Consider the following 13,966-nt stretch of genomic DNA (forward strand, 5'->3'; position numbering starts at 1 on the left):
GATCGAGGGCTGGTACAACCGGGAACGCATGCACACCAGCCTGAACGATCTCAGTCCGATTGAGTTTGAGGAGCACTTGCAGGGGAAATCTATCTAACCGAGTGTCAACGAAAACGGGGGAAGATCAAAGCGACTTGAAGAGAGTCAGTGGTGACGATGGCTCCCCCGCTCAGAGTCAGGGCTTTCCCGTTGGAGCATCTGGCTCAGCGGCCGGTTTTCACTCATCCCGAGGGCGTGGAGCGCATCGACGCCGACGCAGTGGAGATCGGTCCCGGAAAGGGGGAACTCCTTCTGGCGCTGGCCGCCGGTGACAAAAATCGGCGGTTTGCCGCGATCGAAGTCAGCCATGAGCGGTTCACCAAACTGGTCCGTCGCGTAAAGGCCGCCGGACTGACGAACGTGCAACTGTTGAACGGTGACGCGCGCGTCGTGTGGCACCATTGGGTCGCTCCCGGCAGTCTGGAGCAGGTGATTGCGTTGTTCCCCGATCCATGGCCGAAGCGACGGCAGGCGTTTCACAGACTGATCACGGCGGAGTTCCTCCGGGCTGTCGCGCCGACTTTGAAGCCAGGCGGCGAGTTTCTGATCAAGACTGACGTGGCCTCGTACGCGGACGGGATTGTCGAAGAGGCGGCGATGGTGCCTGCTGTCCAGGTCGTCGTCGATACCGACAGCGACAGCCGTTGGCAGCGTGTTCCCACAACTTACTACGAGCGTATGCAGACGGCGGCCGGTCGTGCCATCCGGCGTCTGTGCCTGGTCCGCGTGTAATGAGCGGATGCCTGGAGTGAACAGTAGCATGGACCATCCCCGACGCGGCATTCTCTTGGCCAACGTGGGTTCGCCCGACAGCCCTGCTGTGCCGGATGTGCGCCGTTACCTGGGCCAGTTCCTTATGGATGAGCGGGTGATCGACCTGCCGTGGCCGCTGCGCAAGTTCATCGTCTCCGGGATGATTCTGCCGTTTCGCCCCAGGCAGTCAGCCGAGGCCTATCGCGCGATCTGGACCGATGAAGGATCGCCACTGATCGCCATCTCGCAGCGTGTCGCGGCGGCATTACGCGACCGATTGGCGATGCCGGTGGCGGCCGGGATGAGCTATGGCCGCCCATCGTTGGCTGATGGGATCAACGAATTGCGGTCGTCGGTCCCGGGAGCGCACGAAGTCCTTTTGGTCCCGATGTTCCCGCACTATGCGATGTCGACGTACGAATCTGTGGTCGTGGCCGCACGAAAGGTGCTCCTACGGACGCATCGCGATCTCAAGTTGATTGTCCGACCTCCGTTCTATGAGGACCCCGACTACATCGACGCGCTGGTCATGGCGGCGCAGGAACATCTGACCGCCGGTTTCGACCATCTGCTGTTCAGCTATCACGGTCTGCCGGAACGGCACATCCGCAAGAGCGACCCCACGCGCTCGCACTGTCTTTCGACTCCCGATTGCTGCACCACGCCATCGCCGGCACACGCCACTTGCTACCGGGCGCAGGTGTTGAAGACGACGGCGGCCTTCGTACAGCGAACCGGTCTGCGCTCCGACCAGTACTCCGTTGCCTTTCAGTCGCGACTGGGGCGCAGCCGCTGGCTGGAGCCGTGCACAAGTGACGAACTTGTGCGTTTGGCGCAAGCCGGAGTAAAACGGTTGGTGGTGATCTGCCCCGCCTTCGTGGCTGATTGCCTCGAAACGCTGGAGGAAATCGGTATCCGGGGCAGGGAGTCCTTCCGGGCAGCCGGTGGCAGCGAATTCCGTTTGATCCCGTGTTTGAATGACCATCCGAGGTGGATCGAAGTCTTGAGCGGGTGGTGTCGTTCAGATTATGCTTAGAATCGACACTTCAAGCGTGCTTGCCTGCAAGGGCCAAGGACCTTGCTTTGGTGGCGTAGGAATTCCTGTCTGCGCACGATCATGAATAGACAGGAATGTTTGCTTCACCATTCTGATTGGGCTTCCGGAACCCAAGCAACGATCCAGGGTTTGACTTATGTATGTTCAATGGAATGTGGCTCGCATCAGAGCCGTGGATAGATGGAGGGCCTCGTCGGAAATGACGTCAACACGAGAATTGCCTTGACTTTAGCTGGGACAGAGGTAGCTTCTCGCGCCGTGGTGCTCGATTTTACCATGCTTCCGGAAGGGACTGTCACCCGGGAATTCACGGTGTCGGCAAACGACTTGCATTTGCAGACGGATACGTGCATTTTTGACCGCGCCGTGAGGGTGAACCTGACGGTGCAGAAGACGCAGGATGAGCTGGTCGTGGAGGGTCGGGTCTCCACGAAGGGAACGGCGACCTGCGTGCGTTGTTTGGATGAGTTCCCGTTGGTCTTTGACGAGCCGTTTCGTGCGGTGGCCAACGTGGTTCCCGACGGGGAAGTGGCCAGGGACACCGGCGACGAGGACTTCTTCTTGTTGCCTCAAAGTGCGCCGGCTTGGGACCTGTCAGGCCTCGTACGGGAGTTTCTGCTTCTGGCCGCGCCGCACAACCCGCTCTGCCGCGTGGACTGTGCGGGATTATGCGCCGGCTGTGGCAACAACCTGAACCATGAGCCATGTGCCTGTCAAGACAAGTCGCCGAGCGGACCGTTGGCAGGACTGGAGAGATTGCTGGATGATCGACGGCGAAACAACACAAACAGGACATCGTAGCCGGCGATCGTGAACCTGGCGGAGGCCCGCCACAGAGAGAAAGAGAGAAATACTCCCGTATGCCGCTGCCGAAACGACGTCATTCGCACACACGCGGCGCCAAGCGTCGCACACACTGGAAGTTGCAGGCGCCGGAACTGTCGGTGTGTCCACAGTGTTCGAGTCTGCGACGCCCGCACCATGTCTGTCCACAATGCGGGTTCTACAACGGCCAGGAGATCGTGCCCGCGCGTTCTTCGTGAGCGCTGAACCGTCCCGGGTTTCTGTTCCCATTGCGTCCTTGCCAATACGACCGCGGTTCGATGCATGTCCCAGCCGATACCTACGATCATTCTTGACGCGATGGGCGGGGATTTCGGCCCGTCTGTCTGCGTGACGGGAGCGATCGAGGCGGTCCGTGAATCCACGACGCCGCTGCAGATCCTGCTGGTCGGCGACGAGGCGGTCCTGCGCGCGGAGCTGGCACGAAATCACCTCAACGGCGAGCGGATCGAAGTCGCTCATGCCGAGGAAGTCGTGCAGATGCACGAGGCGGCCACCGAGGGAATGCGACGGAAGAACAGCTCCATCCGGGTTGCCATGCGGCTGTTGAAGGACGGCTCGGGCGATGCCGTTGTCTCAACCGGCAACACCGGGGCGGTGATGGCCGCCGGGCTCGCCGATCTCGGGCGTCTGACCGGTGTATCCCGTCCGGCGATCGCGTGTATGTTCCCGTCCGAGACCGGCAGCACGCTTTTGTTGGACGCCGGCGCCAATCCCGTCTGCAAACCGCAGAATCTTCTCGAGTTTGCCGTAATGGGCTCGGTCTACGTGCAATCCGTCATCGGCAAAGACCGTCCCAGTGTCGGGCTGCTCTCGATCGGCGAAGAATCAAGCAAGGGAACGGAACTGACCATTAGTACGCATCGCATCCTGTCCGGCACGCCCCTGAATTTCGTCGGCAACGTCGAAGGCCGCGACATCCTGCGCGGTCGCGCCGACGTCGTCGTGTGTGACGGGTTCGTCGGGAATATCATGTTGAAGTTTGCCGAGTCGATTCAGGGGTTCCTGATCAATGCGGTGCGGCGTCAGATCAGCCGCAACTACTTCTCGCATCTGGGCGCCATTCTCATGGGGCCGTTCTTGCGCCGCATGAAGAAGACGTTCGACTATGCCGAATACGGCGGCGCGCCGCTTTTGGGTTTGGACGGCGTCTGCATGATCTGCCACGGGTCATCTTCTTCCAGAGCGATCAAGAACGCCATTTGGGCTGCAGCCAAGAGCGCCGATCACCACGTCAACCAGCACATTGTCGAGGCGCTGGCCGAGTATGCGCCGGTGCCGAACGGAGTCGGCGTTGATAACGGCCCGAGGAACGAGAAGAGCGCACCATGACACGGAATGCGGTGATACGCGGGACCGGCCACTACGCGCCGCCGACCATTCTGACGAACGCTGACTTCGAGCGGATGGTCGACACGTCCGATGCCTGGATCGTCGAGCGCACGGGAATCCGCGAGCGGCATGTCCTGAACGGTTCCGGCGACTTCGGCAACTCCGACATGGCGGTGGCGGCCGCGCGGCAGGCGCTCGATGACGCCGGTCTGGGTCCTGGTGATCTGGATGCAATTGTGATCGCCACCGTGACTCCGGATTACCAGCTGCCTTCCACGGCGACGATCGTGCAACGGAAACTGGGCGCAGGACGGGCCACGGTGTTCGACATCGTCGCGGCCTGCGCCGGCTTCATCTATGGGCTCTCGATCGCCCGGGCCTTCGTCGTCTCCGGGACTCACAAGTGCGTACTGGTGGTGGGCACGGAGTACTTGACGTCGATCACGAACTACAAGGATCGGAACACCTGCGTCCTGTTCGGCGACGGTGCCGGTGCTGCCATCGTGACACCGTCACGTCCCGGCGAAGAGGAACGCGGCATTCTCGCCACGTATCTGTCGGGCAATGGGAGGTACCAGGAGCTGCTGCACATCCCGCTCGGCGGGTCACGCCGCCCGCTGACGGCAGAGACCGTGAATGACACCGGCCGATTCATCTACATGGATGGGCGCGAGGTGTTCAAGCTGGCCGTGCGTGAGATGGCCGACGCCGCCGAGCGCGTGATGGCCGAGGCCAGTCTGACCTCCCGTGAGATTGATCTGCTGATTCCGCATCAGGCCAACATCCGGATCATCGAAGCCGTGGGCAAACGCCTGAACATCGATCCGGAGCACGTGTACGTCAACATCGAGCGGTATGGCAACACATCGTCGGCCTCGGTTCCCATTGCGCTGGATGAAGCGCGCCGCGTCGGCCGCCTGCGGCCCGGATCGACCGTGCTCTCCGTCGCCTTCGGGGGCGGACTGACGTGGGGGGCGGCGCTGTTCCGCCTGTAGTCGTCGGTCCGTCCCGACGCTCCGATCCTGTGACTTCCATCACAAGGCATCCACAGGGTATGCGCACAGCACTCCTGTTCCCTGGTCAGGCCTCCCAGTACGTGGGCATGGGAGCCGATCTGCATGCGGCCCACGCCATGGCGAGGGAGATGTACGAGACGGCACGCCGTGTCCTGGGTTATGATCTGGCGGAGTTGTCGTTTCGCGGGCCGGCGGAACGACTGGTGCAGACGATTCACACACAGCCGGCGATCTACGTGCATTCCTGCATCATGCATCGACTGGCGTCCGAGCAGGGTCTGACCTTCGAGTTTGCAGCCGGGCATTCACTGGGCGAATACTCCGCGCTCGTGGCGGCCGGTGTGCTCACGTACGAGGACGGCCTTTTGGCTGTGGCGAAGCGTGCCCAGTTCATGCAGGAAGCGTGCGATGCCCATCCAGGTACCATGGCGGCGATCCTCGGCCTCGGGTACGAAGCAGTGCAATCGGCCTGCGCCTCGGCGTCAAAGGGTGGCGAGATCGTCGTGGCGGCCAACTTCAATGCGGAGAAACAGATCGCCATCTCCGGCAGTCTGGCGGGGATCGACGTGGCCTCAGCGTTGGCCCGCGAGGCGGGAGCCAAGCGTGTCATCCCGTTGGCTGTCGGCGGCGCCTTCCATTCACCGTTGATGCATCCCGCGCCGGAGCGGCTGGCCCCCGTTCTGGACACGCTGACGTTCCGTCCGGCGCAGCGGCCGGTGGTGTTGAATGTCACGGCCGACCCAACGACCGATCCCGGCACGATCAAGTCCTGTCTCCTGAACCAGTTGATTCAACCGGTGCTCTGGTTTCCTACCATGCAGCGGCTGCAACGGGAACAGACGACGCGCCTGATCGAAGTGGGTCCAAAGAAGGTGCTGCTGGGGCTGGCCAAGACTGTGCTCGACGGGGCCGAAGCGCTCTCTTTGGATACCGTCGCCGACTTGGCGGCTTGGGCCGGGGTCGAGAGCACGGCCGGCAAGCCGTCGTGAATGTAACGTTCCATCCGAGGTCAAGATGCCCAAGTCAGTTGAGCAGCCGACCACCATTTCGTCCGACCGACGCAGGACAGAGTCGCGAATTGTCTTGATCACCGGAGGCGCCAAGGGGATCGGCGCCGCGATTGCCCGACGGCTCGGCCGCGACGGTCATCGGATCGCGATTTGTGATCGCGATGAAACGGCGCTGGGGCATCAGGCCGGGCGTCTATCCGACGCAGACATTCAGGCGATGGCGATCGCAGCCGATTTGTCCGAGCCAAAGTCGGTGGACCTGGTGTGTGGCCAAGTCGAGGAGCGGTGGGGCGTAGTCGAGATTCTCGTCAACAACGTCGGCATTACGCGGGATGGACTCGCGGTGCGCATGAGCGATGACGATTTCAATGCGGTGCTGCAACTAAACCTGGTGGCCGCATTCTCGATGTCGCGCCGATGCGCCAGGGGGATGATGAAGGCGCGGTGGGGACGGATCGTCAACATCGCCTCCGTGGTCGGACAGATGGGGAATGTCGGTCAGGCCAACTATGTCGCCGCCAAAGCGGGCATCATCGGCCTGACCAAGGCGATGGCGTTGGAGCTGGCGCCGCGCGGCATCACCGTCAACGCCGTGGCCCCGGGGTTCATCAAGACCGCCATGACGGACCAGTTGCCGGAGACGGTCAAGGACGCCTACCGGTCGCGTATACCGCTGGCACGCCTTGGAGAGCCCGAGGATGTCGCCGAGGCCGTGGCCTTCTTCTGTTCGCCCGCCAGTGACTACATCACCGGGCAGACCCTCCGCGTTGACGGTGGCATGGTGATGGCGTAGGTGGAGTCGTGCCCCAACGCGGACGGTGACGCACGGGGATTTTGGGTTGCGAGCGGAGACGTTTTTTGATTAACTCCGGCTGTTTGCAGGCATACGGAAATGGTGAAGTGACCAACAGTAGCACGGGCAGGGAGGAGCGTACATGCCATCGGTAGAGGAACGGGTCAAGAAAATCATCGTGGAACAGTTGGGTGTCAACGCCGAGCAGGTGACGAATCAGGCCGCCTTTGTCGACGATCTGGGCGCCGATTCACTCGACACCGTGGAGTTGGTCATGGCCCTGGAGGAGGAGTTCGGACTGGAGATCCCCGACGAGGAAGCGCAGAAGATCGCCACCGTTCAGGCCGCCATTGACTACATCAAGGACAGGGCCAAGCCCGAATGACAGAGGATCGGCACCCGGGTACCGATCCGGTCCATCGAGTCTGTTCTGACCAGCGCTGAGCGAATGCCATGAGGCAGGACCAGTTTCATCGTGATGGCCGTCCCCGTCGTCGCGTGGTCGTGACCGGCGTCGGCGCGATCACGCCGATCGGACACAACGTGCCCGCCTATTGGGACGGCCTGCTGTCCGGACGTTCCGGAGCGGGGACGATCACCGCGTTCGATGCCTCCGCGTTTCCGACGCGAATCGCCTGCGAGGTGAGAGATCTCGATCCCAACACGATCGCCGACAAAAAGGAAGTCCGTCGGTTGGATCGGGCACAACTGTTGGCGCTGGGTGCCGCCGACGAGGCGGTGAGCCACGCGGCCATGGACTTGGAACGGCTCGATCGCGACCGCTGCGGCGTGGTCATCGGCTCGGGCATCGGCGGGATCGACACCTTCGAAAAGCAGCATCTGGCGCTGGTCAACCAGGGACCGGGGCGCGTATCGCCTTTCTTCATTCCCATGATGATCGCCGACATGAGCGCCGGACAGGTGTCCTTGCGCTATGGGCTGAAGGGACCGAACTTTGCGACCGTGTCGGCGTGCGCCTCTTCGGCGCATGCGATCGCCGATGCGATGCGCCTCATCGAGCGCGGGGATGCCGATTTGATGGTCACCGGCGGATCGGAAGCCACGATCACCCCCGCGGCGTTGGCCGGATTCTGTTCCGCCCGCGCGCTCTCAACGCGCAATGACGAACCGGCGAGGGCCTCGCGTCCCTTCGACAAGGACCGCGATGGCTTTGTCATGGGGGAGGGCGCCGCCATCCTGATCCTTGAGGCCCTCGAAAGCGCGGTCCGACGCGATGCGCCGATTCTGGCGGAGATGCTCGGAGTGGGCATGTCGGCCGATGCTTATCACATCACCGCCCCGGCGCCGCAGGGCGAGGGTGCACAACGGGCCATGCGGGCGGCGCTGAATGACGCCGGGATTCCCGTCGAAGCCGTCGACTACATCAACACGCACGGCACCGCCACGGATCTGGGCGACATCAGCGAGACCGAGGCGATCCGGGGCGTCTTCGGAGTCCATGCCGACCGGTTGATCACGAACTCGACAAAGTCGATGGTCGGTCATCTCCTCGGCGCCGCGGGCGCGGCCGAGTTGATCGCCTGCGTCAAGTCGATCGAAACCGGCAAGGTCCACCCGACCACCAACCTTGACAATCCCGATCCGAAGTGCGACTTGGACTATGCGGCCAAGCGCGTGGTCGAACGTCCTGTGCGGCTGGCGATTTCCAATTCCTTCGGGTTCGGTGGACACAACATCACACTCGTGGTCGGCGCCTACACCGCCGACGGTGGGAGGTGACAGACAGCGCGGCCGCGGTTTCAAGCAGGCCCGACTCTCATGGCAGCGTGCCCCAGGTTCTCCCGTCCCAAGGAGGCGCTATCCGCGCTCTGGTCCGCCAGGGCACGGATAGGGATTCCTGCCGATCGGGAACCGGGGACGATGCTCCCGCTTGAAGCAGACGGCTTCCGGTTCTGTCAGTTCATGCATGCCCCATTGGTTCTCCCGGCTATTCCGAATTTCCGGCCGGCGCACGCCCGCGCGTCATGCGGCCGAAGGAGAGATCCTCGGATACCGCTTCCGCGATCCGCGGCTGCTCCAAGAGGCTCTGACCCATCGTTCGTACGCCTACTCAGTCCACGGTGATCCCACCTACGAGCGGCTCGAATTCCTCGGTGATTCGGTGCTTGGCTTGGTCGTGGCGCGGCACCTGTACCTCCGTCATCCCGGCAAGACGGAAGGGGAATTGACCAAGCTCAAGGCCTCCTTGGTGAATCTCAAGACCCTGACGGTCGTGGCCAAGCGAGAAGGGCTGGGGGCGTACATTCGGCTGTCCCCGGAAGAGGACAAAGCCGGAGGGCGTCGGCGCGGTTCGATCCTTTCGGATGTCTACGAATCCGTGCTCGGAGCAATCTTCCTGGACGGCGGGCTCGACGCTGCCGCCGCGGTCATCGAACGGACCCTGATCCGTTCGCTCTCCGGCAAGGCACGGGACATACTGGAGGTCAACTACAAAGGGGAGTTGCTGGAGTATCTGCAGGGGCGCGGATTGGGGATGCCGCGCTACGAGGTCGCAGGCGAATCCGGTCCTGATCACGAGAAGATATTCACGGTCATTGTCCGCGCCGATGGTCGGAGCGTCGGCAGGGGCACAGGCGCCAACAAGAAGGAAGCGGAACAACGCGCGGCGCGCGAGGCGCTGATGACACTGGGGGTCCTGGCCGCGGACAACGCCGACGCGCTGCTGACAACCTGACGCTTACGTGTTTCGCCGAAGTGAAAGGATGTTGAGATGAATCTTGTCGTGTGCGTCAAGCAAGTGCCCGAGATTGCGCTCGTCCGGGTCGGCGATTCCGGTCAGGTGATGCTCCCGGAAGCGCCGGGAGCCATGAACCCCTTTGACGAATATGCAGTCGAGGAGGCTTTGCGGCTTAAAGAGAAGCACGGCGGCACGGTCACGGCGGTCACTTGCGGCGAGGAATCGGCGGTGTCGCCATTGCGCGATGCGCTGGCGCTCGGTGCCGATCGTGCCGTGTTGCTGACCGATCCGGCCTTCGTTGGCTCGGATGGTCTTGCGATCGCCCGGATTCTGGCGGCGGCTATCGGCAAGATCGGGTCGGTCGACCTCTGCCTGATGGGGAAGAATGCGGTCGACACGGACCGCTCGGTTGTTCCCGGCGCGACGGCCGGCTTTCTGGGATGGGCGCAAGCGTTGTTCGTCAAGAAGATCGAGTCGTTCGAAGGTAGCCGAGCCACTGTCTTGAGAATGACCGAGGATGGATTTGACCGTGTCGCGTTCTCGCTCCCGGCGGTCATCAGCGTGGTCAAGGAGATCAATGAACCGCGTCTGCCGTCGCTGAAGGGGAAACTCCGCGCCAAGAGCGCGCCGATCGAGCGATGGTCCGCCACTGACCTGGGTGTCGACCCGGCAACCGTCGGCGCCAATTCCGCCACTCATGTTCGCACTGTCCATGCCCCCCCCGCCCGTCAGGGTTGCGAGCGCCTCGAAGGGGAACCGCCCGCCGTTGCGCTGGCACTCTTCGAGAAGCTGCGCGCGGCGAAAGTGATCTGAGTAGCCTATGCGGAGGGCGAGCGCGCGGGTCTGAAGACCCGTGGCACAACGCGACGCATGCTCCTCGCGGTCATTCGCATTCCCCTTGTGCTATTCTGTTATGCATGCTATTATGATCGCGCGCTCTTGCGCGGAGACGCCGCATGTCCCGTCACGACCGTCTACTCCACATCCTGATGCTCTTGCGCTCGCCGCGTCCGCTGTCGGTCGCGCGTCTGGCGCAGGAATGCGACGTCACGCCGCGCACGATCTACCGCGACATCGACACCATCAGCCGCGCGAACTACCCGATCTACTATGACAACGGCTACCGTCTGCTTCCCACCGGTTCCCTGCCGCCGCCGCAGTTCACTCCGGAGGAGCAGGGCCTTCTCCGGGCGGCGCTCGATGCCTGGCCTCTGGCGTCGACCGCTGCGTACCGCACCACGCTGCGCCGCATCGGCGCGAAGCTGAACGCCTGGCAGCCTGGAGGCCGGAGACAGGAGGGCCTGGCGGTCCGGCCACGTTCCGACACCGATCCCGGTCTCGATCCACGCTTCATGGGTGTGATCACGTGCGCCATCGAGGAAAGCCGCGCACTGGATCTGAAGTACGATTCGTTGTCATCCGGACAGAGCACGCGACGTGTCGATCCCCTGTTCATTGTCTTTCGTGGGCACGCGTACTATCTCGTCGCCTTCTGCCATAAGACTCATGAACACCGTTTGTTCCGGCTGGGGCGAATCCGTGCGCTGGCCGTCACCAGCCACACCTTCAAACGCGACCCGACCGTCTCGCTGGAGCGGCTCTTTCGGCACAATTGGGATGTCTACCTCGGGGCTCCATTCACCGCTACGGTCCGCTTCACCGGGAGTGCGGCCCGGGTCGTGGCCGGAACGCGCCGCCATCCTTCCAAACACGTCGCCAGCACGAGCGGCGGCTCGTTGCTCTACACGGTCACCGTGAACTCCGTCGAGGAATTCGGGCGGCGGATCTTGGGATTCGGCGGCGAGGCGCGTGTCGTGTCACCGCCGGCGTTGGTCCGATGGGTCCGTCGTCAGGCGCGGGAAACTCTGTCGGCCTATCGGCAGCCAAAGTCATAGCTCACGCAGGCAGAGAAATCGGCGCGGCACGCACAAGGCCGACGGGTGGGAAGCCCGCCGGCCTTCTGCATGGCATTGACAGTCGGCGATGTGATTCGTGCTTCCGGGGTTGACCTGCACCCGGTCGGGGGGTATTTTTGTCGTTTCGCCTGAGGGCACTCCGGGCCAGGGAACCAAAGGAGAGAATTGTGAAGGAGTTCACTGTCGACAACATCCGCAATGTGGCGCTGGTCGGTCATGGCGGCACGGGCAAGACCACGCTGTGTGAGGCGATGCTGTACTGCTCCGGCGTGGTCAGTCGCATGGGCAAAATCGAAGAGGGGAACACCACGACCGACTACTCCGAGGAGGAGGTGGGCCGTGGCATGTCGATATCGCTGGCCCTGGCTCATGCCGAGGTGAAGGGGCGCAAGCTCAATCTCATGGACACCCCCGGCTATGCGGACTTCCACGGCGAGGTGCGCAGCGCACTGCGCGTGGCCGACACCGTGTTGTGCCTTCTCAACGCCCCGGCGGCCATCGAGGTAGGCGCCGAGCATGTGCTGCAGACGCTGGACGACGGGGAACTCCCACGCGTCTTCTTCATCAACAAGATGGATAAGGAGCACGCGGACTTCCCGAAGTGCGTTGAAGCGCTCGCCGAGCGCTATGGTGTCCGCGCTGTTCCTGTGCAGTGGCCGATGGGGCAGGCCATGGAATTCAAAGGGGTCATCGATCTGATGAAGATGAAGGCGTACAGCTTCGACGCCTCCGGGACTGCCAGTGAAAAGCCGATCCCCGATGGCGACAAAGGGGCGGCGCAGGCGGCCCGGAGTCGGTTGGTCGAAGCGGCAGCCGAAGCCAATGACGCACTCCTCGAGAAGTTCTTTGAAACCGGCGAGCTCACGGATGACGAGCTGCATGAAGGGCTGCGGGCCGCCGTCACCAGCGGCCGCGTCTTCCCAATCCTCTGTGGCGTCGCCAGCACCGCCGCCGGAGTGAAGCCGCTCCTGGAATTCATTGACCGCTACTGCCCTTCGCCCCTTGATCGACCGGCGCCGACCGGCAAGGACCCGGACAGCGAAGCGTCCGTGACACGTCAAGTCACCCCCGATGAGCCGTTGGCCGCGTTCATCTTCAAGACTGTTGTCGAGCCACATGTCGGCGAGTTGTCGCTGGTCCGTGTCTTTTCGGGGCATATGCGTGCCGGCGATGAGGTCGCCAACACCACGCGCAATGAGACCGAACGGATCGGGCAGATCTACGTTCTCAATGGTAAGCAACGAGCCGAGATCGGCGTGCTCAGCGCCGGCGACGTCGGTGGGCTCGTCAAGCTGCGGTCAACGCACACTGGCGACACGCTCTCGGACAAGAAGGCCAAAATCGTCCTGCCGCCGATCGACTTCCCGCCCCCCATTCTGGACATGGCGGTCAAGGCGGCCGCCAAGGGCGATGAAGAGAAAATGGGCGCCGGACTGTCCCGACTGCACGAGGAGGACCCCACATTCTTCCACCAAGTGCATCCCGACATTCGCCAGACGATCCTCTATGGCCAGGGTGAACTGCATTTCGACGTCGTGACCAGCAAGCTCAAGAAGCGCTTTGGCGTTGACGTCACCCTGGAGAAGCCGCGCATCCCTTACCGCGAGACGATCACCACCAAGACCGAGATGGAATACAAGCACAAGAAGCAAACCGGCGGACGTGGCCAGTACGGTCACGTCTTCCTGCGTCTGGAACCGCGGAAACGGGGCGAGGGATTCGAGTTCGTCGATGAGATCACCGGCGGCGTCATCCCCTCGAAGTTCATTCCCTCGGTCGAGAAGGGGGTTGTCGAAGCGATGCTCGAGGGCGGGCTGTCGGGGCATCCGGTCGTCGATGTCCGGGTCGCCGTCTACTATGGCTCCTACCACGATGTCGACTCCTCCGACATGGCGTTCAAGATCGCCGGCTTGATGGCGTTTCGTGAGGGCTTCCTGAAGTGCCACCCGGTCATGCTCGAGCCAATCTACGAGATAGAGATCCGTGTCCCCGATGATTTCACCGGCGACGTGATGGGCGACATGTCAAGCCGCCGGGGCCGGATTCTGGGCATGGAACCGATGAACAAGTGGCAGCGCATCCGGGCGCAGGCGCCCCTGGCGGAATTGTACAAGTACTCGACCATACTCCGCTCCCTGACTCAGGGACGGGGGACGCACGCGCGGAAGTTCTCCCACTATGAGGAGGTCCCGCGCGAAATCGCCGCCAAAGTGATCGAGGATGCCAAGGCCGCCAAGAAGGCGGCGGAGGAGTAGGTGTGATCGTGGTCTCTTCGAATACTGTAGGGTCGCGGCGTGCCATGCCGGGCGACGGTCATGCGCAAAGCAACGCTTCTTTGGGCGCAGCACGCTGTGCCCCTACAACCCGATTCAATTGCCAGCATGTAGCAACTGTGTTCTTTTTTCACGCGGTTCAGGCGTGATTGGGCTGCCAATGTACTCCGTCTCGGACCATCGCATTCAGGATGACCAGCAGTTTGCGAATGCAGGCGACCTGGGTGACTTTGAAG

General features: G+C 62.7%; 15 protein-coding genes. All 15 read left to right on the top strand.

Translation table 11 applies throughout. The features are described 5' to 3' along the window. The first annotated feature begins 1 nt into the window (after nucleotide 1). Nucleotides 2–97, top strand: coding sequence for an IS3 family transposase (locus AB1792_00180; GenBank protein MEW5700638.1), 96 nt, complete (start codon nucleotides 2–4; stop codon nucleotides 95–97). 59 nt (nucleotides 98–156) lie between these two features. Further along, nucleotides 157–771 carry a tRNA (guanine-N7)-methyltransferase gene (locus AB1792_00185; protein MEW5700639.1) on the top strand — a complete coding sequence of 205 codons (615 nt, stop codon included), beginning with the start codon at nucleotides 157–159 and terminating at the stop codon, nucleotides 769–771. A 16-nt stretch (nucleotides 772–787) separates the two neighbouring features. Further along, nucleotides 788–1,828, top strand: a complete 1,041-nt coding sequence (hemH, locus tag AB1792_00190; protein MEW5700640.1) for a ferrochelatase — start codon at nucleotides 788–790, stop codon at nucleotides 1,826–1,828. Nucleotides 1,829–2,125: 297 nt separating this feature from the next. After that, entirely contained in the window at nucleotides 2,126–2,650 is a 525-nt protein-coding gene (locus AB1792_00195; protein MEW5700641.1) for a DUF177 domain-containing protein, read from the top strand. Nucleotides 2,651–2,709: 59 nt separating this feature from the next. Further along, nucleotides 2,710–2,892 (top strand): 50S ribosomal protein L32, encoded by a 183-nt coding sequence (rpmF, locus tag AB1792_00200; GenBank protein ID MEW5700642.1) that lies wholly within the window; start codon nucleotides 2,710–2,712, stop codon nucleotides 2,890–2,892. A 64-nt stretch (nucleotides 2,893–2,956) separates the two neighbouring features. After that, nucleotides 2,957–4,024 carry a phosphate acyltransferase PlsX gene (plsX, locus tag AB1792_00205; protein ID MEW5700643.1) on the top strand — a complete coding sequence of 356 codons (1,068 nt, stop codon included), beginning with the start codon at nucleotides 2,957–2,959 and terminating at the stop codon, nucleotides 4,022–4,024. Next, on the top strand, nucleotides 4,021–5,019 hold the full coding sequence (locus AB1792_00210) for a beta-ketoacyl-ACP synthase III (GenBank protein MEW5700644.1): 999 nt from the start codon (nucleotides 4,021–4,023) through the stop codon (nucleotides 5,017–5,019). The genes plsX and AB1792_00210 overlap by 4 nt, the downstream gene beginning before the upstream one ends. Before the next feature lie 59 nt (nucleotides 5,020–5,078). Further along, nucleotides 5,079–6,029 (top strand): ACP S-malonyltransferase, encoded by a 951-nt coding sequence (gene fabD, locus AB1792_00215; protein ID MEW5700645.1) that lies wholly within the window; start codon nucleotides 5,079–5,081, stop codon nucleotides 6,027–6,029. 25 nt (nucleotides 6,030–6,054) lie between these two features. Continuing rightward, entirely contained in the window at nucleotides 6,055–6,843 is a 789-nt protein-coding gene (gene fabG / locus AB1792_00220) for a 3-oxoacyl-[acyl-carrier-protein] reductase (GenBank protein ID MEW5700646.1), read from the top strand. Nucleotides 6,844–6,985: 142 nt separating this feature from the next. Next, complete coding sequence (gene acpP / locus AB1792_00225; GenBank protein ID MEW5700647.1) at nucleotides 6,986–7,228, top strand: acyl carrier protein; 243 nt, start codon at nucleotides 6,986–6,988, stop codon at nucleotides 7,226–7,228. A gap of 68 nt (nucleotides 7,229–7,296) precedes the next feature. Beyond that, complete coding sequence (gene fabF / locus AB1792_00230; GenBank protein ID MEW5700648.1) at nucleotides 7,297–8,583, top strand: beta-ketoacyl-ACP synthase II; 1,287 nt, start codon at nucleotides 7,297–7,299, stop codon at nucleotides 8,581–8,583. A 187-nt stretch (nucleotides 8,584–8,770) separates the two neighbouring features. Then, entirely contained in the window at nucleotides 8,771–9,538 is a 768-nt protein-coding gene (gene rnc, locus AB1792_00235) for a ribonuclease III (GenBank protein ID MEW5700649.1), read from the top strand. Between the two features lie 36 nt (nucleotides 9,539–9,574). Then, nucleotides 9,575–10,354: an electron transfer flavoprotein subunit beta/FixA family protein gene (locus tag AB1792_00240; protein MEW5700650.1), complete on the top strand. Its 780-nt coding sequence runs from the start codon at nucleotides 9,575–9,577 to the stop codon at nucleotides 10,352–10,354. Nucleotides 10,355–10,497: 143 nt separating this feature from the next. Then, nucleotides 10,498–11,436 (top strand): YafY family protein, encoded by a 939-nt coding sequence (locus AB1792_00245; GenBank protein ID MEW5700651.1) that lies wholly within the window; start codon nucleotides 10,498–10,500, stop codon nucleotides 11,434–11,436. 188 nt (nucleotides 11,437–11,624) lie between these two features. Continuing rightward, nucleotides 11,625–13,712, top strand: a complete 2,088-nt coding sequence (gene fusA / locus AB1792_00250) for an elongation factor G (GenBank protein MEW5700652.1) — start codon at nucleotides 11,625–11,627, stop codon at nucleotides 13,710–13,712. The last annotated feature ends 254 nt before the right edge of the window (nucleotides 13,713–13,966 follow it).

This window comes from Candidatus Zixiibacteriota bacterium, assembly GCA_040752595.1.
Classification (GTDB): Bacteria; Zixibacteria; MSB-5A5; order WJJR01; family WJJR01; genus JACQFV01.